Source organism: Micromonospora sp. R311, from assembly GCF_056780015.1.
This window is the reverse complement of the sequence record NZ_JBSWCE010000008.1, coordinates 144,408-169,994: the sequence shown is the minus strand read 5'-3', so window position 1 is coordinate 169,994 and position 25,587 is coordinate 144,408. Positions and strand designations below refer to the sequence as shown.

Here is a 25,587-nt window from a genome sequence, read left to right as displayed (position 1 = left end):
GAAAACCACCCGCCCGCCCCCTGGTGACGGCGGGCGGGACGGCCGGCCGAGGCGGACCGGCTCAGACGGCGGCGAGCGGGCTCGGCACCGGGTCGCCGGCCATGCCCGGGGCCACCCCGGCCGGGTCGGCACCCAACTCGATCACCCGGTTGTCGGCGTCGACGTGCACCACCCGGGGCCGGTGGGCGCGGGCCTCGGCGTCGTCCATCTGCCCGTACGAGATCAGGATGACCAAATCGCCGGGGTGCACCAGGTGGGCGGCGGCGCCGTTGATGCCGATCACGCCGCTGCCCCGCTCGCCCGGAATGACGTACGTCTCCAGCCGGGCGCCGTTGGTGATGTCCACGATCGCCACCTGCTCGCCGGGGAGCAGGTCCGCGGCGTCCAACAGATCCTGGTCGACGGTCACCGAGCCGACGTAGTGCAGGTCGGCCTGGGTCACCGTGGCCCGGTGGATCTTCGACTTGAGCATGGTCCGCAGCATCGGGGTGCCTTTCGCGCGTGCGTGGTGGGGTTCAGGATCGGGGGGCGAGCCGGATCGCCGTGTTGTCGATGAGCCGGGTGCCGCCGACCCAGGCCGCAATGAGCAGCCGGGCCGGGCCGGTGACCGGCCCCGGCTCCAGGTCCGGGTCGGTGAGCACCAGGTAGTCCAGCCGCGCGCCGGGCGTGCCGGCGCCGAACCCGGCGTGCGCGGCGGCCAGCACGGCGCCCGCGTCCAGGCCGCGGTCGGCGGCCTCCGTGCCGGCCCGCAGCGCCGCCGAGAGGCTCAGCGCGGCCTGCCGCTCGGCGGGCGAGAGGTAGCGGTTGCGGCTGGACAGCGCCAACCCGTCCGGCTCCCGCACGGTCGGCACGCCGACCACCTCGACCGGCACGTCGAGGTCCCGGGCCATCCGCCGCACCAGGGTCAGCTGCTGGTAGTCCTTCTCGCCGAAGAAAGCCAGGTCCGGGCGGGTGAGCTGGAGCAGCTTCAGCACCACGGTGAGCACCCCGTGGAAGAAGCCGGGCCGGCTGTGCCCCTCCAGGTCCTCGCCGAGCGGGCCCGGATTGACCCGGACCCGGGGCTCGCCGTCCGGGTACATCTCCGCCGCCGAGGGGGCGAAGACCAGGTCGGCGCCGGCCCGCCGGCAGACCTCCAGGTCGGCGTCGAGGGTACGCGGATAGCGGTCGAAGTCCTCGTTCGGACCGAACTGCAGCGGGTTCACGAAGATGGTGACCAGCACGTGGTCGGCCCGCTCCCGGGCGGCGCGCAGCAGCGTCTCGTGCCCCGGGTGCAGGGCGCCCATGGTCATCACCACCCCCACGGTGCCCTTGAGCCCGCCGCGCGCCGCGGCCAGCTCGGCGCGGGTGTGCACCACTTCCGTCACGCGGCACCTCCGCCGGTCGTCACCTGCTCGATCACCGTGCCGCCCTCGTTCGCGACTGCGGCGCTCGCGAACCGCGACTCACTCCCCGCGCTCACGCGGCCACCTCCCGCGCCGTCCCGGCCAGCACGCCGAGCAGCGACTCCGCGTCGACCGGGCGCAGCCGGCCGGCGGCGATGGCGCGGTCCGCGGTGCGCCGGGCCAGCGCCAGGTACGGCGCGACCGACTCCGGCGCGGTGGCGGCGAGCCGGGCCAGGTGCCGTTCCACGGTGCCCGCGTCGCCCCGGGACACCGGGCCGGTCAGCGCGTCGTCGCCGAGCCGCAGCGCGTTCTCCAGGGCGGCCCGCAGCAGCGGGGCGAGCACCTTCTCCGGCTGGGCCACCCCGGCGTCGCGCAGCCGGTCGGCCGCCTCGTTGACCAGGGTCACCAGGTGGTTGGCGCCGTGCGCCAGCGCCGCGTGGTAGAGCGGCCGGTCCGCCTCGCCCACCCACTCGGGCACGCCGCCGAGGTCGGCGACCAGCCGGGCGGCCAGCGGGCGCAGCTCGGCCGGGGCGGTCACCCCGTACGAGATGCCGGCGAGCCGGCCGAGGTCGTCCGGCGTACCGGTGAAGGTCATCGCGGGGTGCAGGGCCAGCGGGCGGGCGCCGACGGCCGCGGCCGGGGCCAGCACGGCCAGCCCGTGCGCGCCGGAGGTGTGCGCGACCACCTGGCCCGGGCGGAGCGCGCCGCTGTCGGCCAGGCCGGCGACCACCCCGGCGAGCGCGTCGTCCGGGACGGCGAGCAGCAGCAGGTCGGTGGCCGCCCGGGCCACCGAGGTGGCGGAGCGGCGGGGAACGCCGGGCAGCAGCAGGGCCAACCGGGCGCGGCTGGCGCCGGAGACCCCGGCGGCGGCGACCACCCGGTGACCGGCGGCGGTGAGCGCGGCGCCCAGCACGGCGCCGACCCGACCGGCGCCGACGACGCCGACGGTGAGGAAGCGGGGGATGGTGACCGAGGCGCCGGGAAGGGCGCCGCCCGACGGTGCGGCGGCTCCACGTGGGGCCGCCGGACGCGGGCGCAGCGGTGCGCTCATGGCAGACGATCCAGTCCTCGAGAAGGGGTACCGGTCGACCGCAAGTATGCGCCGGGGCCACGATATTGAAACAAGGATGTGTGAAAACCTTCACCGACCGGGCGACCGGGCCGCCCCGGTGGCGCGGAGCGGCCCGGTGTGCGCGCGGATCAGCGGGCCGGGCGCAGGAAACCGGCGTCCAGGAACTTGAAGTTGGTGTCCGTCCGGGCCTCGCCGTCCGCACCCGGAGTCTCCGGGGTGTTCCGGCCGTCGTGCACCACCAGCAGGCCACCGGGGAACCCGGGCAGCGGGGTGGCGACCACGGCCGCGCCGTCGCACTCCTGGGACCCGTCGACCCGGCCGTCGACCACCGCGAACCGCCCGGTCGGCCGGCCGGTCCGCCGGTCGTAGGTGTAGAAGGTGTCGTCGCCCTGGCTGGAGACGACCAGCGTGCCGGTCGACCGGCCGGTCCGGTAGATGGTCAGACCCTCCACGTCCTGGGCGATCCGGCCACCGAACCCGGGATCGGCCGGGTAGTCGGTCACGCAGTCCTCCTCCCCGGCGTCGTACGCCGCCGGCACGCCGTACTCGCGGACCCGCTCCACCGGCACCGGCGCGCCGGCGAACCGGCCGCCCACCAGGCGGGTACGCCACAGCCCGACCTTCTCCTGGGCCAGGTGCACCACACCGGTCTCCGGGTCGACCACGGTGCCCTCGACCTGCGGCCCGTCACCCGGGTCGGTGCACGGCGACCAGCTGCTGCCGTCCGGCAGGGTGAACGTCGCGGGCAGGGCGAGCCGGTCCACCGGGCGGTAGGAGACCCGGCCGGCCCGCTCGACCAGCCGGAACACCCCCACCTCCGGGGTGCTGCGGCGGCTCACCACCGCGTATGCGGCGCCGTCGCGGTCGGTGAACGTGCCCAGGCCGTACGCGGTGCGCTGCGTGTTGACCTCGGCCTGGTCGCGGCTGAACGCGAACGGCACGTCCGGGGCGGTGACGTCGGTCAGCCGGCGGGTGCCGGGGTCGATCCGGTAGAACCGCAACTGGTCCCGCCCCCGGTCGGTGACCACCGCCAGGTCGACCCGCCGGTGACCGAGCCGGAACCCGGTCACCAGGTCGACGTTGTTGAACCGGCCGGCCTCGTCGCCGGGGCCGGGCGGCGGCGGGGTGGCGATCGCCTGGCGCTCCCGGGCCCGCAGGTCGTACACCCGCAGGCCGCCGTTCTTCGCGGTGGCCAGGACCAGGCTGCCCGCCGGGTCGGTCGGGTGCACCCAGATCGCCGGGTCGTCGGCGTCGGCGTCGCCGCCGGCCGCGTCGTCGTGGAGCGAGGGGGTCTCGGTCGCCGCCCGCACCGGGCGCGGGGCGTCCGGCGCGGCGACCGCCGGGGTGCCGGCCAGCAGCAGCGGTACGACCGCCAGGGCGGGGATGAGGGGTCGTCTCATGCCGGTGACCGTAGGGTCGGCACGGTGACGCACCCTGAACGTGGGATGAACTGATGCCGATGCCGATGCCGATGCCGTGGCGGGACGCGATGAGCCGGGCGCTCTACGGGCCGGGCGGGTTCTTCGTCTCCGGCGCCGGGCCGGCCGACCACTTCCGCACCAGCGTGCACGCCTCACCCGCGTTCGCCACCGCGCTGCTCCGCCTCGTCTCGCAGGTCGACGCCGCCCTCGGCCACCCGGACCGGCTCGACGTGGTGGACGTGGGCGCTGGTCGGGGGGAGCTGTTGCGCACTCTCGCCGCGCTGGCCGCTGCCGGGGTCGCGGATCGACCTCTGCTCGCCCGGCGGCTGCGGCTCACCGCGGTCGAGCTCGCCCCCCGACCCGCGGACCTTCCCCCGGAGATCGCCTGGTCTGCTGAGATCCCCTCCAACATCGTCGGGCTGCTCGTGGCGACCGAGTGGCTCGACAACGTGCCGCTCGACGTGGCGGCGCACACCTCCGACGGCTGGCGTTACCTGCTGGTCGACCCGCCCACCGGCCAGGAGAGCCTGGGTGACCCGGTCGGCCCGGAGGATGCCGACTGGCTGGTGGCCTGGTGGCCGGTCCCCGAAGCGGACCCGAAGTCTCCCTCGGACCGCGACTCGACTTCGCTGGTAGGCGTGCCGGGCTGCCCGGAACCCCCCACGGCAATGCGCGCCGAGATCGGAAGGACCCGCGACGAAGCCTGGGCCGAGGCGGTCGGAAGACTCGACCGAGGGCTGGCGTTGGCCGTGGACTACGGACACCTGCGCGAGAGCCGACCGGTGGACGGGAGTTTGACCGGGTACCGGGGCGGGCGGCAGGTGCCCCCGGTGCCGGACGGGTCGGGTGACGTCACCGCGCACGTCGCCATGGACTCCGTCGCCTCCGCCGGTGAGCGGGTCGCCCGGTGTGCGTACGCGCTGGTGTCGCAGCGGGAGGGGCTGCGGGCGCTCGGGGCGGACGGCGGCCGACCACCGCTGAGCCTGGCCGCCGGTGACCCGGCCGGGTACGTGCGCGCGCTGGCCGCCGCGTCGGCAGTGGCCGAGCTGACCGACCCGGCCGGGCTCGGTGGGCACTGGTGGCTGCGGCAACCGGTCGGCATCGACCCGGAGCCGTTCGTGGCACGATGACGGGCATGACCACGGACGCCGGCGACCTTCGCGAACTGACCGTCGGCACCGGGGCCGGCCTGGTGGCGGGCACCGGCGGGGAGCAGCTCGGCACCGACATGGTGCTCAACATCGGGCCGCAGCACCCCTCCACGCACGGGGTGCTGCGGCTGCGGTTGGTGCTCGACGGCGAGCGGGTGGTCTCCGCCGAACCGATCGTCGGCTACATGCACCGGGGGGCGGAGAAGCTCTTCGAGGTACGCGACTACCGGCAGATCATCGTGCTGGCCAACCGGCACGACTGGCTCTCGGCGTTCGCCAACGAGCTGGGCGTGGTGCTGGCGGTCGAGCGGCTGATGGGCATGGAGGTGCCCGAGCGGGCGACCTGGCTGCGGATGGCCCTCGCCGAGCTGAACCGGGTGCTCAACCACCTGATGTTCCTCGGCTCGTACCCGCTGGAGATCGGCGCGATCACGCCGATGTTCTACGCCTTCCGGGAACGGGAGACCCTCCAGGCGGTGATGGAGGAGGTCTCCGGCGGCCGGATCCACTACATGTTCAACCGGGTCGGCGGGCTGAAGGAGGAGGTGCCGTCCGGCTGGACCGGCCGGGCGCGGGCCGCGATCGGCGAGGTGCGCCGGCGCCTGCCCGACCTGGACAACCTGATCCGGCGCAACGACATCTTCATGGCCCGCACCGTCGGCGTCGGGGTGCTGTCGGCCGTGGACGCCGCCGCGTTCGGCGCGTCCGGTCCGGTCGCCCGGGCCTCCGGGCTCGACCTGGACCTGCGCCGCGACGAGCCCTACCTGGCCTACGACCAGCTCGACGTGCCGGTGGTGACGAAGACCGCCGGCGACTGCCACGCCCGCTTCGAGGTGCTGCTCGACCAGGTGTACGCCTCACTCGACCTCGCCGAGCAGTGCCTGGACCGGGTGGACCGGCTGACCGGGCCGGTGAACACCCGACTGCCCAAGGTGCTCAAGGCGCCCGAGGGGCACACCTACGCCTGGACCGAGAACCCGCTCGGGATCAACGGCTACTACCTGGTGTCCCGGGGTGAGAAGACGCCGTGGCGGCTCAAGCTGCGCACCGCGTCGTACGCGAACGTGCAGGCACTGGCCACCCTGCTCCCCGGCTGCCTGGTGCCGGACCTGATCGCCATCCTCGGCTCGATGTTCTTCGTGGTCGGCGACATCGACAAGTGACCGGCCGGCGACCGGGCGGTCAGCGCCAGCGGTCGGCGGAGCGGGCGCCGCCGGCGCGGGGCACGTCGTCCTGCGGCGGGTAGCCGTAGCGCTGCTCCTCGCCGCGTGGCCGCCAGCGCTCCGGCTCGGGCTCGGGCTGGTAGTCGCGCGGCGGGTCGGCCTGGTGCCCCCGCTGCCGGGGCGGACGCCACTCCTGCGGCACCGGCACCCCGCCGACCGGCAACGCCGGCCGGTCCTCCGGCTCGGCCCAGCCGTCGCGCCAGCCCTCCTCGCCGCCCCGGTCGGTCGCCCGCCGGGCCGTCGCCCAACGGTCCGCCACCCGGTACTCGGTGCCGCCCGCGTCGGCGAGCACCTCGGCGCGCCGTTCCCCGACCCGGACCTCCCGGCCGTGCTCGTCGTCGCGCACCGCGGCCCAGCGGTCACCGGCGCGCAGCTGCGACCAGTACTCCCCGCTGTCGGGGTCCGCCTCGTCCGGCTGGTACGACCGGTCGCGCCCGGCCGGCTCGCGCCAGCCGGTGTCTCCGGTGCCGGCCCAGCCGCGGTCCTCGCGCTGCTCGGACCAGCCCGGCTCGTCCCGCCGGCCGGACCAGCCCCGCTCCTCGCGCTGGCCGGGCCGGTCCCACTCGTCCCGTGCGGCGGCCGGCGTCGACCAGCTGCGGTCGTCGTCGCGGCCGTCCGCGTCGCCGTACCCGGACCAGGAGCGGTCATCCGCCTCGGCGGCGCCCCACGACCGCTCCTCGGCGTCCGGCGCCCGCCGGCCGGCGTACCCGCCGCCGTAGCGGGTGCCCGACTCGCCGGGCACCGCGGCGGCGCCGTCCACGATCGTGTGCCGCGTGGTGACGTGCACGGTCTCGGTGTGCCGGACCACCCCGAGCGGGCGGGGCGCGGCATCGGACCGGCTGTCGTGCTCGGCGGGCCGGGCCGCACCGTACACCCCGGCCGAACCGGCGCTGGTCCGCTCGCCGCCGCCGTACACCCCGTCCGGGCCCGGGGCCGGGCGGTCGGACCCGTACCGGGGCGTCGACTGCGACCGGCGGGCGGGCTCCTCGTCGTCGCGTTCCGGTCGCCACCGGGGCGCTGCCTCGTCCGGGACGCGGCCCCGGCCGGCCGGCATCTCGTCCGGAACCTCCGCGGCCGGTACCCGGGCCCGGCCGGCGCCGGCCGGCTCGTCGCCGGCCAACGCGGCGACGCTGGCGTCCAGCCGCCGGCGCAGCCCGGCGACGGCCTCCTGGGCCCGCTGCGCCTGGTCGAGTGCGTGGTTGCCGCGCTGGGCCGCGGCGACGATCTCGCCCCGCAGCTCCCGCCGGAGCTGCTCGATCTCCTCCAGCAACTCCTCGGTGCCGTGCTCGCCGCCGCCGTCGGCGCGCAGCGCGATCGACAGGCCGATCAGCACCACGGCCAGGATGGCCAGCACGGCGGCGAACCGCAGCGGCCCGTTGCCGTCGGCCACCAGCAGGATCAGCGCCGCCACCGGGGCCAGTGCCACACCGATCCAGAAGAGCGCGGTGAGCAGTGGCGGATTGCGCTTGTCGGCGGGGGCGACCGGGGCTGGCATGGGTGTGCAGCCTACCGAGAGTTGCCGTGCCTGGGAACGGTCGGAAGCGTCCGCGCCCGGCCTTCACCGCGGGTTAACCGATGGTTGACAAGGGGCGACCCCGCACCTCGGTGCGACAGGGCGTCCGGCGTGCCGGCCGGGGGTGGCCGGCACGCCGGACGGGTGGCTCAGCCGGTGGCCAGCGCCCCGTCGGAGGAGAAGACCAGCCCGACGCTGGCCGCGCCGGTCTTCAACGCGTTCTTGGTCTGCGGACCGCCCGCGTCGAGCGAGCTGAACGAGCCGGCCTTGAAGTCGTAGACCTCGACCAGCCCGGCCTGGCACTTCGGCCGCTGCGGGCACTCCGGCGGGCCGGCCAGCACGGTGGCCTGGCCGGAGCACTTCGCGGCGAGGTCGGAGAGGGTGCTGACGGCGTACTTGTCGGCGAACGCCGTGGTGACCGCGAAGGCGTTCTGGTCCTGTGCGGCGGACGGCGCACCGAAGGCGATGCCCACCTTGTCGCCGGCCGCCTTCAGCGCGGTGACCGTCTTGTCCAGGTCGGGCGAGGAGACCGGCTGGGCGTTCTGCCCGTTGGCCTTGGTGTTGAGGAACTCGGCCATGGTCGCCGCGTACTCCGGGACGACCTGGATCTCGCCCTTCTCCAGGGCCGGCTCGTAGAGCTCGCGGCTGCCGATCTGCTGCACCCGGACCTGGTAACCGGCGGCGGTCAGGGTGATCTTGTAGAGCTCGGCCAGGGTCTGGCTCTCGCTGAAGTTGCCGGCGCCGACCACGACCTGCCCGCCCGGGCCCTTGGCGATGCCGGCGGTGAGGTCGTTGGCGGTGGCGAAGTCCTTCGCGGCCACCTCGGGCGTCTTGCGGTCCACGTCGACGGCCTTGTTGAGCTGGATCAGCTTCGGCGTGTCGAGCGCGGTGGAGACCTTGTCGAGCGCCGCGACCAGCGGCGGGGTGGCCACGTCGACGTTGACCGCCGGGATGATGTTGTCGGTGTTCTGGAGCTTCTTGTCGTCGTCGAGGACGACCAGCTGGTCGCCGGCGACGGGGGCGCAGCCGGCCCCGCTGGCGCCCTGCTGGGGCGCGTCGGTGCCGGAGGAGCCGGCGTCGCCGCATCCGGTCAGGAGCCCGGCCGCCGCGAGGGCGCCGACCGCCCCCACCGCCAGGCGTGTACGTGCGCGCATGATGCCCGCCTTCCGTGTCCCGGCGCGGCCCGTGTCGGGCCGGCCGCGTGTCCGACGGACGACTGCTTGTCGATCGCCCGCGTTTCCACCCAACATCTTCCGCAGGGGTCCGACAACCTTGAGCGAGGTTCGTCACCGGATCGTCACGCCGGGGGCCGGCACCGCCGATCCGTGCCCGGCCGGCCCGCCGGGCTGGTCCGGCCGGCCCGCCGGGCTGGTCCGGCCGGTCAGCGGTGGCGGATCAGCCCCCGGCGACCGCGTCCGCCGCCCGCCGGTTCGCCCGGCGGCGGACCGGACGCAGCGGCCGGGGGGTCACCAGCCGCTCGACCACCGCCAGCACCAGCTCCACCAGCACCGCCAGCCCGGCCACCAGGACACCCCCGGCCAGGATCTGCCCGCCGCCGGCGGCGATGTCGAGCCCGAACCCGGCGCGGATGATCTGGCCCAGCCCACCTCCGTTGACGAAGGAGGCCAGCGCCGCGGTGGCCACCACCTGCACCGCGGCCGTGCGGAAGCCGGCCGCGAGGTAGGGCACCGCGAGCGGCAGCTCGACCCGGCGCAGCAGCTGCCAGCCGGAGAAGCCCATGCCGCGCGCCGCGTCGCGGGCCTCCGGGTCGGCCTGCCGCACCCCGGTGTACGCGTTGGCCAGCAGCGGCGGCACCGCGAAGACGGCCAGCGCCACCACCACGGCCGGGCGGCCGAAGCCGAGGAAGGTGAGCGGCAGGATGGTCAGCAGGGCGAGCGTCGGCACGGCGAGCGTGAGGTTGGCCACCAGCACCACGAGGCCGCCGCCGCGGCCGGTGTGCCCCAGCCAGAGCCCGATCGGCCAGGCGACCAGGCAACCCAGCGCCACCGCGGCGGCGGACATCGACAGGTGCTCGCCGAGCCGGTCCAGGATGCCGCCGGGGTTCGTCCAGTTCAGCGGGTCGTTGAGCCAGACCAGGGCCGCCTCGACCGGGTTCACCGCCGCCGCCTTCCGGGTCGTCGGGCGGGCCGGGCGCTCACGCGGCCCGCCCGCGCCGCAGCCAGGGGGTGAGCAGCCGGCCCACCCCGGCGAGGAACAGGTCGAGCACCAGGGCGAGCAGCACGCAGAGCAGCGTCCCGGTCATGATCTGCGCCTTGTAGAAGTTGTTCTGGAAGCCGGCGAAGATGAGCTGCCCGAGACCGCCGCGCCCGATCACAACCCCGACGGTGACCAGGGCCACGGTGGAGACCGTGGCCAGCCGCAGCCCGGTGAGGATGCCGGGCAGGGCCAGCGGCAGCTCGATCCGGAACAGCCGGCCCCACCGGCCGTAGCCCATCCCCTCGGCCGCCTCCCGGACCTCGGGCGGCACCTGGTTGAGCCCGGCGATGGCGTTGCGCACGATCACCAGCAGCGCGTACAGCACCACCACGCTGAGCACGGTCACCGCGCCGATGCCCAGGTAGGGGGCGAGGAAGGCGAAGAGCGCCAGCGACGGGACCGTGTAGAGCACACCGGTGAGTGCGAGAATCGGGCCGGCGAGCCGGCGGAACCAGTACGCCGCCACCGCGAGCGGCAACGCGACCAGGGCGGCGATCAGCACCGCGCGGGCGGTCAGCGAGGCGTGCTCCCGCACCGCGGCGAGGATCGTGTCAGAGTTGTCCCGCACGTACTGCCAGGAGAACCACGGGTTACCCGGGTCGGCCCGGTAGCTCAGGCGGAAGGACACAGGTGGACGTTACCCCGGAGACCGGCGGCGGGGCGCGCGCGGCGTCGATCAGCCTGGAGGGCATCCGCAAGCGCTACCCGGACGGCACCGAGGCGGTCCGCGAGCTCAGCCTCGACATCAAGGCCGGCGAGCTGGTGGTGCTGATCGGGCCGTCCGGCTGCGGCAAGTCCACCGTGCTGCGGATGATCAACCGGCTGGTCGAGCCGACCGGGGGCCGGATCCTGCTCGGCGACGAGGACGTGACCCGGACGGACCCGGTCCGGCTGCGCCGCCGGATCGGCTACGTGATCCAGAACGTCGGACTCTTTCCACACCAGACGGTCAGCGCCAACGTCGCCACCGTGCCCCGGCTGCTCGGCTGGCCCGGCGAGCGCAGCCGGCGCCGGGTCGACGAGCTGCTGGAGCTGGTCGGGCTCGACCCGGCACAGTTCGGCCGACGGTACCCGCACGAGCTCTCCGGCGGGCAGCGGCAGCGGGTCGGGGTGGCCCGGGCGCTGGCCGCCGATCCGGTGGTGCTGCTGATGGACGAGCCGTTCTCGGCCGTCGACCCGATCGTGCGGAGCCGGTTGCAGGAGGAGTTCCTGCGGCTGCAGGCCGAGGTGCGCAAGACGATCGTGCTGGTCACCCACGACCTGGACGAGGCGGTGCGGCTCGGCGACCGGATCGCGGTGCTGTCCCAGGGCGGCCACCTGGAGCAGTACGACACGCCGGCGGCCCTGCTCGGCGCGCCCGCCACGCCGTTCGTCCGGGAGTTCGTCGGCGCCGACCGGGGGATCCGCCGGCTGGTGGTGACCCCGGTCACCCGGGAGATGCTGGCGCCGCTGGCCGACGCGCCGCCCGACCTGCCGGCCGTCCCGCTCGGCGGGCCGGCGTACGACGCGCTCGCGGTGCTGCTGACCTCGGCCGCCGACCGGGTGCTGGTCACCGACGGCGGGCGGCCGGTCGGCGTGCTCACCCGGGCGGGACTGCTCGACATCGGCCGGCCCGAGCGCTGAGCCGCGCCGGGCGGCCTCGGCCGCCGCGAGCGCCGAAGCGCGGGACGACCGGACCGGCTCAGGCCCGCCCGCCCAGGCTGGCCGTGCCCACGATCCAACCGGCGAAGAAGCCGTACGAGGCGCCGGTGCCGGCGGCCTGGAACGCCGCGAGCAGCGACGGATCCGGCCCGAGGAACGCGGCGAGCAGCGACGCCAGGCCGCCGGCCAGGACGTACGCGGCCCAGCCGGAGCAGAACTGGCTGACCGAACCCTGCACCCGGGCCACCTGCGCGGCGGGCAGCAGGTAGAGGAAGGTCGCCGCGAGCGCCACCACCAGCACCGCGCGCAGGTTGCCGGCCAGCAGCCCGCCGTCCGCGCCGGTGAGCCGCCAGGCCGGCCAGCCGAGCAGCCGCAGGAACCAGCCACCCGCGGAGTTCGGGTCGGTGTGGTCCTGGGCCCAGCCGACGTACGCCGGGCTGCCGCAGACCGCGACCAGGACGAACGCCGCCAGCGCACCGGTGCCCGCCGCCGTGCCGTAGCGGCCGATGCGCCGCGGCCGGTTGGTGAGGGCCATCCGGGTCAGCTCCCGGCGGCCCGCTCGACGCCGGCCGGGCTCACTTCGGGTGCTTCATCAGGTAGTCGATGAAGGCGGCGCGCAGCAGCGGCTCCGACTCCTCGTAGCCGTGACCGGTCAGCTCCCGCCACAGCGCGTTCGCCTCGTCGATGATCGGTCCGACCGAGTTCGGCGCCCCGTCCAGCACGGCGGCCTCGTCCGCGTTCGGCAGGTGCCGCAGCACCGACCAGAAGAAGCCCGCGTCACGGCGTTGCCGGGCGACCGCGAACGCGCGCTCCCGCAGCTCCTCAGTGGACAGGGCGTCGAGTGCGGAGAACGACGGGCCGGCCCCGGGGGTCGATGGTGTGTCGGTCATGCCGCCGAGCCTAACCGCCGAGATCACCCGGGGCCCGGTGGACGCCGCAGCGGCTCACCGGCCGGCGTCGTCCCACCGGCGGGGCCCGGTCTCCCACTGCGGCCCGTTCCACGGGTCCGCCGGGCTCTCGATGGGCTGCGTGGGCAGCGTGGGCGGCCAGCTGTCGGCCGGGCCCGACCGGGGCACCGTCCAGCCGGTGCTGATCCGGCCGTCCCCGCCCAGCGACGACTCCGCCACCGTTGCGGCCCCGGGCCGCCCGAACGCCTCGACCAGCCGGGTGAGCACCAGCCCGACGCCCAGGGCCGCGCCGCCGACCGCCCAGCGGCTCAGCGTCCAGCCCTGGGCCTGCGCGTAGGCCAGGACGAGCGCCACCAGGCAGACCGCCAGCAGGGTGCCGAAGACGCCGCCGCGCCGGCCGTACGCGCTGGTCCCGGCGAGCAGCGCGGCGCCCACCGCGAGCACCGTCCAGTCCAGCCCGGGCGTGGGCGCCACCGGCCCGCCGCCGCCGCTGGCCACCAGGACCCCGGCCAGCATGGCCAGCACGGTCGAGCCGACCATCGCCCCGGCGGCGACGAACGCCGCCGCCGCGCCCCGGCGCCGGGCCGGATCGCCGACCGGGCGGAACCGGCCGAGCAGCCGGCGGACCGGCCGCACCGCCCCGAGCAGGCCGCCGAGCACGGCGACCGCCGCGAACCCGGCGAAGAGCTGGGCGGCCCCGCTGCGCGGGTCGTAGCCGCCCTGCACCAGCACCGGCGCGGAGCGCTGCTCGATGTACACGATCACCCCGGCCGCACCGGCGAGGCTCGCCGCCCAGGCCGGGACGTGCAGCACCACCACGGCCAGCGCCACGGCCAGTCCGCCGACGGCGGCCACCGCGGCGGCCGGGGCGACGGCGTCCAGCATCCCCCGGTCGCCCTGCTCGGCCACGTGCAGCGCGGCGGCCACCGCGACCGGGCCGATGGCCAGGTTGACCGCGGCGGTACGCAGACTCAGCCCGGCGGCCAGCGCCAGCAGCCCGAGGGTGGTCACCTCGATGAGCAGGGAGCGCAGGTCGTCGCCGCGCAGGGCCTCCGGGCTCTCCCGCCAGAGCAGGAAACCCAGCACGCCGACCGCGACCAGGAGCAGCGACTCCCAGGTCAGGTGCACGGCCATCCGGTCCCGGCCGGGCTCGCCGTGCGCAGGGTCGTCGAAGACGTTCTCCAGGACGGCGGCCGGTACGCCGGACGAGGGTTCATCCGACCCGTCGCGCCCCGGTTCGTCGTACGCCATCAACGCCTCCCACCCTGGCCGGTCGTCCAGGTCCGACGCGCGGGCGGACCGGGGCGGCCGTTGCTCTCCGGTCGCCAGGCACGGTACCGGCGCAGGCAGCCGTGCGTAACCCCCGGCTCAGCGCGGGCCGGGGCGGGTGTCCCGGTCGCCCGGTTCGCGGTCCTCGTCGTCCTGTTGCTCGGGGACCCGGCAGGAACGCTCCAGCCAGAGCGCGGCGGCGACCAGGGCGAGCGAGGCGAGCAGCCCGGCGCCGGCGGCCGGCCGGTCCTCCGCCGCGGCGCGGGTGTTCTCCACGAAGAGCCAGCCGGACAGGCCGGCGTAGCCACCGGTGAAGATGGCGCCGGCCAGCGAGGACGCCTTGGCCAGCACCACGAACCGGGCGACCATCAGCGGGTTGACCGGGTCGCGGCCCGGGCGGCGCTCGATCCGGCCCCGGGTGTTGATCGCGGCGTACCCCTCGAGCACGGCGAGCCCGGCCAGGGTGACCACGGGCAGCCAGGGCAGCCGGGGCATGCCGCTGTAGTAGAAGCCGCTGATCAGCAGCAAGGCCGCCGCCGCGGCGGCGAGGGCGGCCACCACGAGGGTGGAGATCCGGGTCGGACCCATCCGGCCGGGACCTGGCCGGCCGGGTGGTCGGGACTGCGGCTGGGTCATGCCGGCCGGCTCCACTGGCTCATGCCGGCACTCCGCTCCGCTGCGTGCCGCCATGAGGCACCACCGCTGAGCTGATGATTCGCTCGCTGGCGCTCGCTCATGCCGTCGACTCTATCGCCAGTTCCGGCCGGGGACGCAGATCCAGGGCGTCGGCGGCGGCCGGCCCGGTGGTGAGCAGGTCGGTCAGCCAGCCGTGGCCGGGCAGCCGGCCGTACGGCTGGATGTCGATCCACGGCCGCAGCACGAACGCCCGCAGGTGCGCCCGGGGGTGCGGCAGGGTCAGCTCGGGGTCGTCGCTGAGCACCGGCTCGTCGTCGTCGGTCCAGACGGCGATGACGTCGACGTCGAGGGTGCGCGGGCCGAACCGGCGGGCCGGGTCACGGGTGCGGCCGGCGGCCCGCTCGGCCGCGCGGGCCCGCTCCAGCCAGTCCCGCGGGCTCGCCGCCGGGTCCGCGGCCAGCAGCACCGCGTTGAGGTACGCGGGCTGGTCGACGTCGCCCCACGGCGGCGTCTCGTACACCCCGGACACCACCAGCACGGTGTCGCCGAGCGCGCGGACCGCCGCGCGCAGGTGGTCGAGCCGGTCGCCGAGGTTGCTGCCCAGCGAGAGGACCGCCCGGGTCACCGGGCACGCGTCCGGGCCATGGTGACGGCCACGTCGGTGAAGGCGTGCGGGACCGGCGCCTCGGGCTTGTGCACGGTCACCGTCGCGGTGACCGCCCGGGGATCGGCCAGGCAGACCGCCAGCAGCCGGTCGGCGAGCGTCTCGATCAGGTTGACCGGCTCGCCGGTCACCACCGCGACCAGCCGCTCCGCCAGTTCGCCGTAGTGGACGGTGTCGGCCACGTCGTCGGAGCGCGCGGCCGGGGCCAGGTCCAGCTCCAGCACGGCGTCGACGACGAACTCCTGGCCCTGCTCGCGCTCGAAGTCGTAGACCCCGTGCCGGCCGTGGGCCCGCAGGCCGGTCAGCTCGATCCGGTCGGTCACCGGTCTCCCCCTCCGGTCGGCACGGGCCCGGCGACGAGGCGGGGGCGGCCGGTGGCCTGCCAGACCGCCAGCGCGTCCACGGTGGCCCGGACGTCGTGCACGCGTACGCCCCAGGCGCCGGCCGCCACCGCGAGCACGCTGGTCGCGACGGTGGCCGCCTCCCGGCCGTCGGTCGGGCGCGGGGTGCCGTCGGGGCCGGCCAGCAGCCGGCCCAGGTACGACTTCCGGCTCGCCCCGAACAGCAGCGGGAAGCCGAGATCGAGCAGCTCGGGCAGACGCGCGCTGAGCTCCCAGTTGTGGGTGGCGGTCTTGGCGAAGCCCAGGCCCGGGTCGACCACGATCCGGTCGGCGGCGACCCCGGCGCGCAGCGCCTCGTCGACCCGCTGACCCAGCTCGGCCCGGACGTCGGCGACCACGTCGGTGTAGCTGGCCAGCTCCCGCATCCCCCGGGAGTGGCCACGCCAGTGCATCAGCACCCAGGGACAGCCGGCGTCGCGCACCACCCGGGCCATGTCCGGGTCGGCGAGGCCGCCGGAGACGTCGTTGACCACCGCCGCCCCGGCCGCGAGCGCCGCCTCGGCCACCCGCGCCCGGCTGGTGTCGATGCTGGTCGGCACGCCGGCGGCGGCCAGTTCGCGGATCACCGGGACCACCCGGGCCACCTCGGTCTCCGCGTCCACCCGGTCGGCGCCGGGCCGGGTCGACTCGCCGCCGACGTCCACCAGGTTGGCGCCCTCGGCGCGCAGCCGCACGCCGTGTCCGACGGCGGCGTCCAGGTCGGCGTACCGTCCGCCGTCGGAGAACGAGTCGGGCGTGACGTTGAGGACGCCCATCACCACCGGGGCCGGGGCCCGCACCAGATCGGTCACGGCTAGACGGTACCGGTCGTCGGACGGCCCGGACGGGCCCGGGTGGCCGGCCGTACGGCATCCCTGACGAGGGCATTGGAACAGGTGTACGATCGGTCGTCCGGGTCGGATCAGGCAGGCTCTTCGCGGCTTGTCGCAAACAGGGCCGGCCCGTACGCTTTGGAATTGCCCAGCATCGAGATGGCGAAGCCTGGAGGGAGGGCCGAAGCGGGAAATACCGCCCAAAGCTCACCACTCTCCGTGATGAGTAACGAACGCAGGGTCCCGCACGCTGCGCACAGTGAGCACCGTTCCCGCCAGGCATGCCTACTGCACCGCCGCGGCGCCGCCGGCCGCGATTTGGGGAGGTTCCAGTGATCGCCATCGAGCTGATGGAGACGGCATCGTCCACCGCCGCCCACCTGCTCTCCACCCTGGCGTCGACTCCACTCGCCGAGCCGGCGCCGAAGGGCATCGACACCGAGGGTGTCGTCACCTTCTTCGCCAGCAAGATCGCGCCGATCCTGCTCGCCGTCCTGGGCGTCATCTTCATCGGACGGGCCAGCCGGGGCGAGATCTCCAAGGTGCTGACAAGCTCCGCCATCGCCATCGTCGGGCTCGCGTTCATCGCCGGAGCGGCCACGCTCTTCTTCATCGGCGACTACCTGATCGACCTGATCTTCGAATAGGCGCGGGCTCGACATGCGGCTGCGCACCGACGACGACATCTACCGGGCTCGCCTGGTCTACCTCGGGCCGCCCGGTTACACCCTTCCGGTCCACCTGCCGTACGCCCAGTACGGGCTGTTCATGCTGCTCGTCCCCCTCTACATGTTCATCCACTGGCTGTTCACGCTGAAGGTGGAGCTCTTCCCGGCCTGGGAGATCGCGCTCGCCATCGTGACCACCTCGTTCGTCTTCCGGTACGTCGACCCGGACCGGCCGGCGCGGATGGTGATCCGCACCGCGCTGACCGACTGGCGGCGCACCCGGGAGCCGGCCGCCGAACAGCGCGATCCCCGCCTGGTCGGCAGCCGGATCAGGATCCGGGAGGAACTGGCATGACCGGGCAGTCGTACGACGCGGGTGAGGCGATCGCATGAACCGCTCTTCCACGCCGGGTTCCCCGGCCGGGCGTCCGGCCGCCCCGCCCGGTAACCGTGCGCGATCGTTCGACTACGCCGACGATCCGGAGTTGGACGAGGCCACCCTCGACCCGGCGCTGGTGCCCGCACCGGGGCACGGCGGGGTGGGCGTCTTCCAGGCACCCCGCCCGGTGCCGCGCCGGGCCGCCGCCGAGCCCGCGCCGGCACCGTCCACGAGCGACAGCGCCGACATCGACTCCCCCTTCCTCGACCTCTTCGGCGCGGCCCACCCGGGGGCGGCCCGGTCGGCGCGGCCCCGCCGCGGCGCCGAGCGTGAACAGCCGGCGATCCCGCAACAGCCGACCCCCGCGCCCCTGCCCGCGGGGCCGGCGGCGACCGAGGTCGCCCCGGCGCCGCCCGCACCCGTCGAGGACGCCGCCCCGACGTACCAGCCGCCGGCCCGCCGCCGGGTGCCGCAGCAGCCCGGCGACCGGCTGCCCGTGGTGCGCCCGCCGGCGGAGCCGGAGCCGGCATCGGCCGGCCCGGCCACCGACGCGCCCGAGCCGCCCGCCCGCCCGGCCCGGCGGGCGGCGAGGCAACTGCCCGAGCGGCCCGCCACCCGGGAGGTCGCCCCGCCCCGGCAGCGCGCCGCCGCACGACGCAACGAGCCGGCCAAGCCGATCCGGGTCAAGCCACCGAAGATCAAGTTCGGTGACCGCGATCCGGCCGTGGAGCTGGCCATCACCGAGATAGCCGGGCACCTCACCTTCACCCCGAACACCGTCACCGCCTGGTACTGGCTGCCCGAGGTGCGCTGGGCGTTCCGGCCGGACGCCGAGCGGGAGGCGCTGCTCTCGGCGATCTCCGAGCAGTACGCGGGCCTCGCCGGCTTCCGGCTGCACCTGCGGCGCACCACCCGGCCCTTCCCGGCCGACGAGTGGGCCCGCACCATCGACGCGCACACCCGAGCACCGCTGCCCGACGTGCCGGGCACGCCGGGCTGGGCCGACCACCTGGTGGCCGCCCAACGACACCTGCTCTCGGTCAACCACGCCGAGGGCCAGACCTACCTCGGGGTCACCTTCGCCCGGCGGTCGCTCGGCGACTCGCTCACCGAACGGCTGCTGCGCACCTTCGGCCGGGGCGTCGCCGAGGGCGAACGCCGCCGACTGGGCCGGACCGTCGAGCAGTTCGACGAGGTGCTGGGCGCGTTCGGCATGCGCGGACGGCGGGTCACCGCGCAGGAGCTGGAGTGGCTCCTCTACCGCTCGGTGGCGCTCTGCATGGCGCCGCCCGGCGCGCTCTCCCCGGTCACCGACGGCCGGTGGGAACGCGGCGACCTGTTGGCCCTCACCGAGCAGGTGGAGCGCTACCGCACGCCGTACGGCTCGACGGTCAAACTGGTCAACCGGGTGACCGGTGAGGAGCGGCACGTCGCGGTGCTGGCGGTGGGCCGGATGGAGCCGCTGGAGATCCCCGAGCGGCACGAGCCCTGGCTGCACTTCCACGAGCGGCTGCCCTGGCCGATGGAGATCTCCACCCGGGTCGACATCCTCGGTCCCGGCGACTCCTTCCGTAACCTCGAACACCGGCTGCGGATGATCCGCTCGCAGCAGCTCGACTACGCCGAGCACGGCATCGACGCCCCGCCGGAGCTGGAGCGGCTGGCCAAGCGGGCGCTGGTGATCGGCGACGAGATGACCACCGGGCTGCCCGTCGACTCCGCCCGCGCGCACGGCTGGCACCGGATCGCGGTCGGCGGCCGCACCCGCGAGGAGTGCCTGGAACGGGCCCGGCGGCTGGTCCAGCTCTACTCCCGCGAGCTGCGCATCTCGCTGCAACACCCGAAGAACCAGGACTGGCTGGCCCGCGAGTTCATCCCCGGCGAGCCGATCGCCAACACCGGCTACGTCCGGCGGATGCCGGTCAACCTGCTCGCCGCGGCGCTGCCGCAGGCCGCGTCCACCGTCGGCGACCGGCGCGGCGACCTGATCGGCCGGACGGCCGGCACCTGCCGCCGGCCGGTCTTCCTCGACCTGCACTACCCGATGGAGGTACGCGAGCGGTCCGGGCTCGCCGTCTTCGTGGCCGAGCCGGGCGGCGGCAAGTCCACCCTGCTCGGCGCGCTCGGCTACCTGGCCGCCCGGCGCGGCGTGCAGGTGACCCTGCTCGACCCGTCCGGCCCGCTGGCCCGGCTCTGCGCGATGCCGGAACTGCGCCCGTACTCGCGGGTGCTCAACCTGACCGGGTCGGAGCACGGCACCCTGGCGCCGTACTCCCTCATCCCCACCCCGCTGCGCAGCGAGTTCGGCCCCGGCGCGACCGGCGACCGGGAGTTCGAGATCGCCGTCTCCAACGCCCGCGCGGAGCGGCGGATGCTGGTGCAGGACATCTGCATGATGCTGGTGCCGCCCCAGGTGGCCCGGGAGGCCAGCACCGCCACCCTCTTCCGGCACGCCGTACGCCAGGTGCCGGCGGAGGAGACCTCCACCCTGGACGACGTGGTCACCATGCTCGGGCAGGTGGACGACGACGCCGGCAAGGAACTGGCCAACCTGCTGCTGGACACCGCCGAGATGCCGCTGGCCATGCTCTTCTTCGGCCGGCCGCCGGAGGGGCTGCTCGGCGCGGACGCGGCGCTCACCGTGATCACCATGGCCGGCCTCCGGCTGCCCGACCTGAAGATCGAGCGGGAGTACTGGTCGGCCGAGGAGGCGCTCGCCCTGCCGATGCTGCACACCGCGCACCGGCTCGCCGTCCGCCGCTGCTACGGCGGGTCGATGTCCTCCCGGAAGCTGGTCGGGCTGGACGAGGCGCACTTCATGGAGGGCTGGCGCTCCGGGCGCTCGTTCCTGGTCCGGCTCGCCCGCGACTCCCGCAAGTGGAACCTCGCCGCGCTGGTGGCCTCGCAGAACCCACGCGACATCCTCGGCCTCGACGTGCAGAATCTCGTCTCCACCGTCTTCGTCGGCCGGATCGCCGAGGACACCGAGATCGCCTCCGAGGCGCTGCGCCTGCTCCGGGTGCCGGTCAACGACGGCTACGAGGCGACCCTCGCCTCGCTGTCGACCGCGGACGCGACCTCGGCCAGCCGGCTCGGCTTCCGTGAGTTCGTGATGCGCGACGTCGACGGGCGGGTGCAGAAGGTCCGGGTCGACGTCTCGTACGTCGAGGGGCTGCTGGACCACCTCGACACCACACCCGCCGCGGTCGCCGCCGCGACCGGCGTGCTGCCGACCGTGCCGGACCTGGAGGCGTGACATGGCGAGGGCCCGGGCGCTTCTCCTCGCACTCGGCATCCTCGCCGGGGCCACCATCGGCTGGCCGGCGGTCGGGGCGACACCGGCGTCGGCGGCCCCGGTCGTCACCGCCCAAGCCGCGGCCGACCTCTGCACCACGCCGGAGTGGCAGGCCGATTTCCGCGCCTGCGTCGCCAAGCTGAAGGACGTATCCGCGGCTCGGGCCGACTGTCTCGAGGCACCCACGCCGGGAACCCCTGACGCGGGGCTCGCCGGCTGGTTCGCGAGCGCGCCTCCGGAGGCCGCGACCGGCGGGGTGACCGGCCGGTACAGCCTCTACGGATACGCGGGCTACAGCTACACGACATACGACGTCGGTTGCGCAGCGCCGGTGCTGCATCCCGACTACAAGTTCACCACGACCATCGCGAACGGCGAGTTCATGATCGCAACGGCGGTGATCGGAGCCTCGAACGCCTTGCGTGAGCGGGCCTGGGATCCGCGTTCCATGTGGGGTTGGGCCGACCCGCTGGTGGAGAAGGCCACCAAGGCCGTCTACCAGAAGGTGTTCAGTGTCTTCGGCATCGTCACCCTCTGTGTGGTCGGGCTCTACCTGCTCTGGCGCTCCCGCCAGTCGGACATGAGCAACGCGATGACCACCGCCGGCTGGGCCCTGCTGGTGATGGTGGCGGTCACCGCCCTGGCCGCCTGGCCGGTCAAGTCGGCGAACGTCGCCGACGGCACCCTCGTCACCACCCTCGGCGTGGTCCACGACGCGGTCGGCCCACAGGCCAGGGACGTGGCGCCGGGCCGGTGCATCGATCCGAATCCGGACCGGTGCAAGGACCATCGCCCTCCCGCCGTCCGGGCAAGCGACACCGCCACCGAATCCATGCTCTACCGGAACTGGCTGCGCGGCGTCCTGGGCTCCGCGGACAGCGAGACCGCCAAAAAGTATGGACCGGCCCTGTACGACGCACGGTCCTTGACCTGGGGTGAGGCGCGGTCAATGCGCGCCAATCCCGCGACCCGCCAGGCGACCATCTCCGCGAAACAGCAGCAGTGGATGAAGGTGGCGGAGCAGATCCGGATAGAGGACCCGGAGGCGTACGAGTACCTCCAGGGGGTGCGGGACATGGACCGGGTCGGCGCCGGGTTCATCGCCGTTCTCGCCTCGGTGCTGTTCGCGATGTTCGACCTGACCGCGTCGGTGCTGGTGCTGCTGGGCTTCCTGATCTTCCGATGGGCGGTGATCGCGGCGCCGATCCTGGGCACGGTCGGCCTGCTGCGCCCGGCCAGCGCGGGGCTGCGCCGGCTGGCGAACGCGGTGGTCGCCGCGGTCTTCAACATCGCCATCTTCGGCACCGGGGCCGCCATCTACCTCTTCGCGGTCGACCTCATCATGAGCACGACCACGCTGCCCGGTTGGCTCCAGGTGGTGCTGGTCTGGCTCTGCGGCGTGGTCGGCTGGCTGCTGCTGCGTCCCTACCGCCGGATCACCCAACTCGGCGGCAAGGACAGCAGCGAGGCGGTCAGCTCGGCCGGTTCCTGGCACCGGCGCTTCTTCCGGGACATGCGCACCGCCGCCCGGTTGGACGTGGCGGAGCCGGGCGGCACCGCCGAGCCCGCGATGGGCAGGCGCCGCACCGTCGTGGCGGAGCAGACCCGCCTGCGTCCCGAGGCGCGGCACGAGGATCCGGCGCACGCCGCCGGCGGTGCCGACCGGCAGCGGCCGGACGGCCGGGATCCGGCGCGCGAGGCGACCGCACCGGAGGACCGGGGCGGCGGCGCCCGGCCGGCCGCGCCCCGGCCCCGCCGCCGGGCCGCCTGGACCGAGCCGGACGTGCCCGAGGAGAGCCCGTCCTACGTCATCTACCGTCCGGGCACGGCCGACAGCACCCCCGATCGGCCCACTCCCCGGATCCGCTCCGAGGCCCGGTGAGTGCGGTGCGACGAGCCCTGGAGTTCCTGGTCACCCGGGCGCTGCGGTCCCGACTGGGGATCGCGCTCGCGATCGCCGTGGTGGTGTTCGGCATCATCGGCGCGGCCCGGCTGGTCGCCGGCCCCGGTGACCCGACGGCCGGCCTGGCCAACCGGCCGAGCCAGCCGGTCACCACCGTCGACCCGCACGCGGGCGACGACGGCGCGATCACCACCGCCGCGCCGGCCTCGCCGGTCACCCGCCCGGGTGCCCGCACCCCCGAGCAGACGGCGGAGCGCTTCGTCGCCGCGTGGCTGGGCAGGCCCGGCCTGACCACCGATCAGTGGCACGAGGGCCTCCGGCCGCTCTCCACCCCGGCGTTGACCGAGAAGCTCGCCGGCGCCGAGCCGGCGGGAGTGCCGGCCGAGCAGGTGACCGGTGAGGTCAGGCTCCGGCCCCGCACCGAGACCTTCGTCGAGGCCCTGGTGCCGCTGGACACCGGACGCCTCCGGCTGGAACTGGTGGCCCCCGACGGGCAGTGGCTGGTCGACGCGGTGGACTGGGAGCAGGCATGAGCGACGAGATGCGACCGCCCCGGCGACGGCTCCGGCTCGGCGCGCTGGCCGCCTTCCTCACCGGGACCCTGGCCCTGCTCTGCTGTGCCGGTGGAACGGCCGCCTTCTTCCTCACCGAACTGGGCGGCGACGCCGGCGAGCAACTGACCCTGGCCGGCCAGGAATGCACGGACAACTTCCAGGTCAACGCGACCGGGAAGATGCCCCGCATGTCGGAGTACGGCGACATCCAGCTGCGCAACGCGGCCCGGATCATCAAGGTCGGGCAGGAGATGAAGGTGCCGCCGCGCGGCTGGGTGATCGCGGTGGCGACCGCGATGCAGGAGTCCGGCCTGCGAAATTTGGCCAACCGGACGGTCGGGCAGTCGCGGGACCTCCCGAACGAGGGGGTCGGCGCCGACCACGACTCCGTCGGCCTGTTCCAGCAGCGGGCCAGCTGGGGCAGCGTCGCGCAGCGGATGACCCCCGAGTACGCAGCCCGCAAGTTCTACGAGAAGCTGCTCGACGTACCCGGATGGCAGCGGATGCCGCTGACCCGGGCGGCGCAGAGGGTACAGATCAGCGCCTTCCCCGACGCGTACGCCAAGCACGAGACGCTGGCCTCGCGGATCGTCGACGCGCTGGCCGGCGGCGCGGCCCGCACGGCGCAGATCGGCGACCGGCAGGTGTGCGACGCGGCCTCCGGCGCGGAGATCGCCGCCTCCGGGTGGACGGCTCCGATCCCGGGCGGTGTCGGTTCCGGCTTCCGCACCGCGAGCCGGCCCGGCCACAACGGGGTCGACATCGCCGCCCCGACAGGCACCCCGATCCACGTCGCGGCCACCGGTCGGGTCCTGGTGTCGCGCTGCGACCCGGACAACGGCGGCCGGCTGAGCTGCGACGTGGAGGGCTGGCCGGGCAAGGGCGGCTGCGGCTGGTTCGTCGACGTCCTGCACGCCGGCGGCACGATCACCCGCTACTGCCACCTGGTCTCGAAGCCCCGGGTCCGGGTCGGCCAGACGGTGCAGGCCGGCGAGGTGATCGGCGAGGTGGGCAGCAGCGGCAACTCCTCCGGCCCCCACCTGCACTTCGAGGTGCACACCGACGGCGACCGAAGCAGCCGGAGCGCGATCGACCCGGTGCCGTTCATGCGGTCGCGGGGCGCGCCGCTCAAGCACGCGGGATGAGACGCTCGGTGCCATGAAGGACCCGCTGCCCGACCCGTTCGCGGACCAACCGGACTGGGCGCCGGCACCACCGCGACCGATCGAGGTCGTGCCGGCGACCGGCCGGGTCGAGCTGCGGGGCCGACGCGTGCTGGTCGGCCTGCCGGGGCTGGGCTGGCGTGGCGACCTGCGTGCCGACGAGCGCGTGGTGCAGGGCAGCCGGACCTACGTCCCGGTCATTCCGGAGCACGAGTGGTACCGCGCGGAGGCCGACAAGGTGGAGGTCTTCGCCCCCCTGGTGCCGGTGGAGCGGGTCTGGGTGGAGACCGTGGGCACCCGGCCGGCGGCCGCCGGCGGGCAGCACGAGAGCGGGATCCGGCTGGTCTCCCTGGACACCCCGACGCACCGCCCGCCGACGCCGGTCGTCGAGGCGGACTCGGTCAGCGGTCGCCGGGTCGTGCACGTGGTCGATTCCGTCGAGCACCGCGACCTGCGGGCGGTCACCGAGACCTATTCCGGCGCCGACGGCGACATCTGCGTCCGGGTGACCCCGGAGGTGGAGTGGTACCGCTGGGCCTGGCGCGGCCAGTCACCGACCACCCTGGAGGTCCCGGTCCACCTACTGTGGATTGAATGAGGTCAGCTGACGGGCGCGCCGGCGCAGACCTGCCAGCCGTCCCGATCCTCCACCTCGAATTGCCAAGCGTCGGTCAGGCTCTGCTGAACGCCGTCGACGGAGGCACTCCGCCGGATCGTCGCCATGACGGTCGCCTTCGCCGGCCCACTCGTCGAAACCACGACATTCTCGATGTTGATGGAAAAGCCGACGCTCAACTCCTGTTCGCGCCGCTCCAAATTAGAGCGAAAACTGTCGATGGAGGGCAGTGATCCGTCGCAGGTGAAAAGAGCAGCTCGACCCTGGTCACGCGAAACCAGCGCGGCCTGCAGATAGCTCACCACCACCACGTCCGGTGCGCTCCGGTCCGGGGTGGCCGCCCGGTTGTACAGCACGAACCCCGCCACCACCCCGCCGAGGCAGAGCACCGCGAGCACCCCCGCGACCACCGTGAGGACCGTGCGCAGCCGCCGCCGTGGCCGCTCCGGCGCCGGGCTGGCCTGAGGCGGCGCCAACTGCTCGGGCGGCATCCGCTGCGCCGGTACGCGGGAGACCTGGGAACCGGCGGGGGGCTGCACTGATTCCACTCCCTGAGGCTAGCCGCTGGCCGCTCCGGACCCAATGCCCCAGATTCAGCGGATCGTGACGGCCCCCGCTGCACCGGTGAGATCCACGACAACACCGACGCAGCGCCGCCGCGCATCCGCCGGGAGCGGCTCGACCTGGGATACCGTCACT

The 25,587-nt window shown here is 74.8% G+C and carries 26 protein-coding genes; 10 read left to right on the top strand and 16 right to left on the bottom strand.

Annotated elements, in window-relative coordinates:
* Window positions 1-61 precede the first annotated feature (61 nt).
* The 4 genes from panD to AC1WTP_RS09205 all read right to left on the bottom strand — a co-directional run bounded on the left by panD (window position 62) and on the right by AC1WTP_RS09205 (window position 3,854).
* Window positions 62-484: an aspartate 1-decarboxylase gene (panD, locus tag AC1WTP_RS09220; protein ID WP_481648789.1), complete on the bottom strand. Its 423-nt coding sequence runs from the start codon at window positions 482-484 to the stop codon at window positions 62-64.
* A gap of 31 nt (window positions 485-515) precedes the next feature.
* The gene (gene panC / locus AC1WTP_RS09215) at window positions 516-1,364 is read right to left on the bottom strand and encodes a pantoate--beta-alanine ligase (RefSeq protein ID WP_481648788.1); all 849 of its coding nucleotides are present in this window, start codon (window positions 1,362-1,364) and stop codon (window positions 516-518) included.
* Window positions 1,365-1,455: 91 nt separating this feature from the next.
* Window positions 1,456-2,433, bottom strand: a complete 978-nt coding sequence (locus AC1WTP_RS09210; RefSeq protein ID WP_481648787.1) for a Rossmann-like and DUF2520 domain-containing protein — start codon at window positions 2,431-2,433, stop codon at window positions 1,456-1,458.
* A gap of 149 nt (window positions 2,434-2,582) precedes the next feature.
* On the bottom strand, window positions 2,583-3,854 hold the full coding sequence (locus tag AC1WTP_RS09205; protein ID WP_481648786.1) for a phytase: 1,272 nt from the start codon (window positions 3,852-3,854) through the stop codon (window positions 2,583-2,585).
* 65 nt (window positions 3,855-3,919) lie between these two features.
* On the opposite strand from AC1WTP_RS09205, the gene AC1WTP_RS09200 reads away from it, so the two are divergent.
* Entirely contained in the window at window positions 3,920-5,005 is a 1,086-nt protein-coding gene (locus tag AC1WTP_RS09200) for an SAM-dependent methyltransferase (protein ID WP_481648833.1), read from the top strand.
* Entirely contained in the window at window positions 5,002-6,189 is a 1,188-nt protein-coding gene (locus AC1WTP_RS09195) for an NADH-quinone oxidoreductase subunit D (protein ID WP_481648785.1), read from the top strand. The genes AC1WTP_RS09200 and AC1WTP_RS09195 overlap by 4 nt, the downstream gene beginning before the upstream one ends.
* A gap of 19 nt (window positions 6,190-6,208) precedes the next feature.
* Here AC1WTP_RS09195 and AC1WTP_RS09190 read toward each other — a convergent pair whose 3' ends face one another.
* From AC1WTP_RS09190 to AC1WTP_RS09175, 4 genes are all read right to left on the bottom strand, one after another.
* On the bottom strand, window positions 6,209-7,744 hold the full coding sequence (locus AC1WTP_RS09190; RefSeq protein WP_481648784.1) for a hypothetical protein: 1,536 nt from the start codon (window positions 7,742-7,744) through the stop codon (window positions 6,209-6,211).
* Window positions 7,745-7,911: 167 nt separating this feature from the next.
* Window positions 7,912-8,916, bottom strand: a complete 1,005-nt coding sequence (locus tag AC1WTP_RS09185) for a glycine betaine ABC transporter substrate-binding protein (protein ID WP_481648783.1) — start codon at window positions 8,914-8,916, stop codon at window positions 7,912-7,914.
* A 241-nt stretch (window positions 8,917-9,157) separates the two neighbouring features.
* Window positions 9,158-9,880, bottom strand: a complete 723-nt coding sequence (locus AC1WTP_RS09180) for an ABC transporter permease (RefSeq protein WP_481648782.1) — start codon at window positions 9,878-9,880, stop codon at window positions 9,158-9,160.
* Between the two features lie 37 nt (window positions 9,881-9,917).
* Window positions 9,918-10,607, bottom strand: a complete 690-nt coding sequence (locus AC1WTP_RS09175) for an ABC transporter permease (RefSeq protein WP_481648781.1) — start codon at window positions 10,605-10,607, stop codon at window positions 9,918-9,920.
* 2 nt (window positions 10,608-10,609) lie between these two features.
* On the opposite strand from AC1WTP_RS09175, the gene AC1WTP_RS09170 reads away from it, so the two are divergent.
* Entirely contained in the window at window positions 10,610-11,602 is a 993-nt protein-coding gene (locus AC1WTP_RS09170; RefSeq protein ID WP_481648780.1) for an ABC transporter ATP-binding protein, read from the top strand.
* Between the two features lie 58 nt (window positions 11,603-11,660).
* Here AC1WTP_RS09170 and AC1WTP_RS09165 read toward each other — a convergent pair whose 3' ends face one another.
* The 7 genes from AC1WTP_RS09165 to folP form a co-directional block, all read right to left on the bottom strand.
* A complete protein-coding gene (locus AC1WTP_RS09165) occupies window positions 11,661-12,155 on the bottom strand; it encodes a hypothetical protein (RefSeq protein WP_481648779.1) in 495 nt (164 codons plus the stop codon).
* Window positions 12,156-12,195: 40 nt separating this feature from the next.
* Complete coding sequence (locus AC1WTP_RS09160) at window positions 12,196-12,510, bottom strand: hypothetical protein (RefSeq protein WP_481648778.1); 315 nt, start codon at window positions 12,508-12,510, stop codon at window positions 12,196-12,198.
* A 54-nt stretch (window positions 12,511-12,564) separates the two neighbouring features.
* Complete coding sequence (locus AC1WTP_RS09155) at window positions 12,565-13,779, bottom strand: ABC transporter permease (RefSeq protein WP_481648777.1); 1,215 nt, start codon at window positions 13,777-13,779, stop codon at window positions 12,565-12,567.
* A 117-nt stretch (window positions 13,780-13,896) separates the two neighbouring features.
* Window positions 13,897-14,433: a DUF3180 domain-containing protein gene (locus tag AC1WTP_RS09150; RefSeq protein ID WP_481648776.1), complete on the bottom strand. Its 537-nt coding sequence runs from the start codon at window positions 14,431-14,433 to the stop codon at window positions 13,897-13,899.
* A 97-nt stretch (window positions 14,434-14,530) separates the two neighbouring features.
* The gene (folK, locus tag AC1WTP_RS09145; protein WP_481648775.1) at window positions 14,531-15,058 is read right to left on the bottom strand and encodes a 2-amino-4-hydroxy-6-hydroxymethyldihydropteridine diphosphokinase; all 528 of its coding nucleotides are present in this window, start codon (window positions 15,056-15,058) and stop codon (window positions 14,531-14,533) included.
* A complete protein-coding gene (gene folB, locus AC1WTP_RS09140) occupies window positions 15,055-15,420 on the bottom strand; it encodes a dihydroneopterin aldolase (RefSeq protein WP_481648774.1) in 366 nt (121 codons plus the stop codon). The genes folK and folB overlap by 4 nt, the downstream gene beginning before the upstream one ends.
* Window positions 15,417-16,289: a dihydropteroate synthase gene (gene folP / locus AC1WTP_RS09135; protein WP_481648773.1), complete on the bottom strand. Its 873-nt coding sequence runs from the start codon at window positions 16,287-16,289 to the stop codon at window positions 15,417-15,419. Before folP ends, folB begins: the two co-directional genes overlap by 4 nt.
* A gap of 353 nt (window positions 16,290-16,642) precedes the next feature.
* Here folP and AC1WTP_RS09130 point away from each other — a divergent pair, with 353 nt between their 5' ends.
* From AC1WTP_RS09130 to AC1WTP_RS09100, 7 genes are read left to right on the top strand one after another with little or no spacing between them, the layout of a single operon-like run.
* On the top strand, window positions 16,643-16,957 hold the full coding sequence (locus AC1WTP_RS09130; RefSeq protein ID WP_088996416.1) for a hypothetical protein: 315 nt from the start codon (window positions 16,643-16,645) through the stop codon (window positions 16,955-16,957).
* 13 nt (window positions 16,958-16,970) lie between these two features.
* The gene (locus AC1WTP_RS09125; RefSeq protein WP_447134050.1) at window positions 16,971-17,333 is read left to right on the top strand and encodes a hypothetical protein; all 363 of its coding nucleotides are present in this window, start codon (window positions 16,971-16,973) and stop codon (window positions 17,331-17,333) included.
* Between the two features lie 34 nt (window positions 17,334-17,367).
* Window positions 17,368-20,613, top strand: a complete 3,246-nt coding sequence (locus AC1WTP_RS09120) for an ATP-binding protein (RefSeq protein WP_481648772.1) — start codon at window positions 17,368-17,370, stop codon at window positions 20,611-20,613.
* A 1-nt stretch (window position 20,614) separates the two neighbouring features.
* Window positions 20,615-22,534, top strand: a complete 1,920-nt coding sequence (locus tag AC1WTP_RS09115; protein WP_481648771.1) for an MFS transporter — start codon at window positions 20,615-20,617, stop codon at window positions 22,532-22,534.
* Window positions 22,531-23,088 (top strand): hypothetical protein, encoded by a 558-nt coding sequence (locus AC1WTP_RS09110; protein ID WP_481648770.1) that lies wholly within the window; start codon window positions 22,531-22,533, stop codon window positions 23,086-23,088. The genes AC1WTP_RS09115 and AC1WTP_RS09110 overlap by 4 nt, the downstream gene beginning before the upstream one ends.
* On the top strand, window positions 23,085-24,254 hold the full coding sequence (locus tag AC1WTP_RS09105) for a M23 family metallopeptidase (protein ID WP_481648769.1): 1,170 nt from the start codon (window positions 23,085-23,087) through the stop codon (window positions 24,252-24,254). The genes AC1WTP_RS09110 and AC1WTP_RS09105 overlap by 4 nt, the downstream gene beginning before the upstream one ends.
* A gap of 13 nt (window positions 24,255-24,267) precedes the next feature.
* The gene (locus AC1WTP_RS09100) at window positions 24,268-24,870 is read left to right on the top strand and encodes a hypothetical protein (protein ID WP_481648768.1); all 603 of its coding nucleotides are present in this window, start codon (window positions 24,268-24,270) and stop codon (window positions 24,868-24,870) included.
* A gap of 2 nt (window positions 24,871-24,872) precedes the next feature.
* Here AC1WTP_RS09100 and AC1WTP_RS09095 read toward each other — a convergent pair whose 3' ends face one another.
* Entirely contained in the window at window positions 24,873-25,427 is a 555-nt protein-coding gene (locus AC1WTP_RS09095; protein WP_481648832.1) for a hypothetical protein, read from the bottom strand.
* Between the last annotated feature and the right edge of the window lie 160 nt (window positions 25,428-25,587).

What these genes read in the sequence shown, in the direction of transcription:
- panD (WP_481648789.1), bottom strand. Translation starts at nt 484, where the DNA reads ATGCTGCGGACCATGCTCAAGTCGAAGATCCACCGGGCCACGGTGACC.
- AC1WTP_RS09210 (WP_481648787.1), bottom strand. Translation starts at nt 2,433, where the DNA reads ATGAGCGCACCGCTGCGCCCGCGTCCGGCGGCCCCACGTGGAGCCGCC.
- AC1WTP_RS09205 (WP_481648786.1), bottom strand. Translation starts at nt 3,854, where the DNA reads ATGAGACGACCCCTCATCCCCGCCCTGGCGGTCGTACCGCTGCTGCTG.
- AC1WTP_RS09200 (WP_481648833.1), top strand. Translation starts at nt 3,920, where the DNA reads ATGCCGATGCCGTGGCGGGACGCGATGAGCCGGGCGCTCTACGGGCCG.
- AC1WTP_RS09195 (WP_481648785.1), top strand. Translation starts at nt 5,002, where the DNA reads ATGACGGGCATGACCACGGACGCCGGCGACCTTCGCGAACTGACCGTC.
- AC1WTP_RS09190 (WP_481648784.1), bottom strand. Translation starts at nt 7,744, where the DNA reads ATGCCAGCCCCGGTCGCCCCCGCCGACAAGCGCAATCCGCCACTGCTC.
- AC1WTP_RS09185 (WP_481648783.1), bottom strand. Translation starts at nt 8,916, where the DNA reads ATGCGCGCACGTACACGCCTGGCGGTGGGGGCGGTCGGCGCCCTCGCG.
- AC1WTP_RS09165 (WP_481648779.1), bottom strand. Translation starts at nt 12,155, where the DNA reads ATGGCCCTCACCAACCGGCCGCGGCGCATCGGCCGCTACGGCACGGCG.
- AC1WTP_RS09160 (WP_481648778.1), bottom strand. Translation starts at nt 12,510, where the DNA reads ATGACCGACACACCATCGACCCCCGGGGCCGGCCCGTCGTTCTCCGCA.
- AC1WTP_RS09155 (WP_481648777.1), bottom strand. Translation starts at nt 13,779, where the DNA reads ATGGCGTACGACGAACCGGGGCGCGACGGGTCGGATGAACCCTCGTCC.
- AC1WTP_RS09150 (WP_481648776.1), bottom strand. Translation starts at nt 14,433, where the DNA reads ATGACCCAGCCGCAGTCCCGACCACCCGGCCGGCCAGGTCCCGGCCGG.
- AC1WTP_RS09125 (WP_447134050.1), top strand. Translation starts at nt 16,971, where the DNA reads ATGCGGCTGCGCACCGACGACGACATCTACCGGGCTCGCCTGGTCTAC.
- AC1WTP_RS09120 (WP_481648772.1), top strand. Translation starts at nt 17,368, where the DNA reads ATGAACCGCTCTTCCACGCCGGGTTCCCCGGCCGGGCGTCCGGCCGCC.
- AC1WTP_RS09115 (WP_481648771.1), top strand. Translation starts at nt 20,615, where the DNA reads ATGGCGAGGGCCCGGGCGCTTCTCCTCGCACTCGGCATCCTCGCCGGG.
- AC1WTP_RS09105 (WP_481648769.1), top strand. Translation starts at nt 23,085, where the DNA reads ATGAGCGACGAGATGCGACCGCCCCGGCGACGGCTCCGGCTCGGCGCG.
- AC1WTP_RS09100 (WP_481648768.1), top strand. Translation starts at nt 24,268, where the DNA reads ATGAAGGACCCGCTGCCCGACCCGTTCGCGGACCAACCGGACTGGGCG.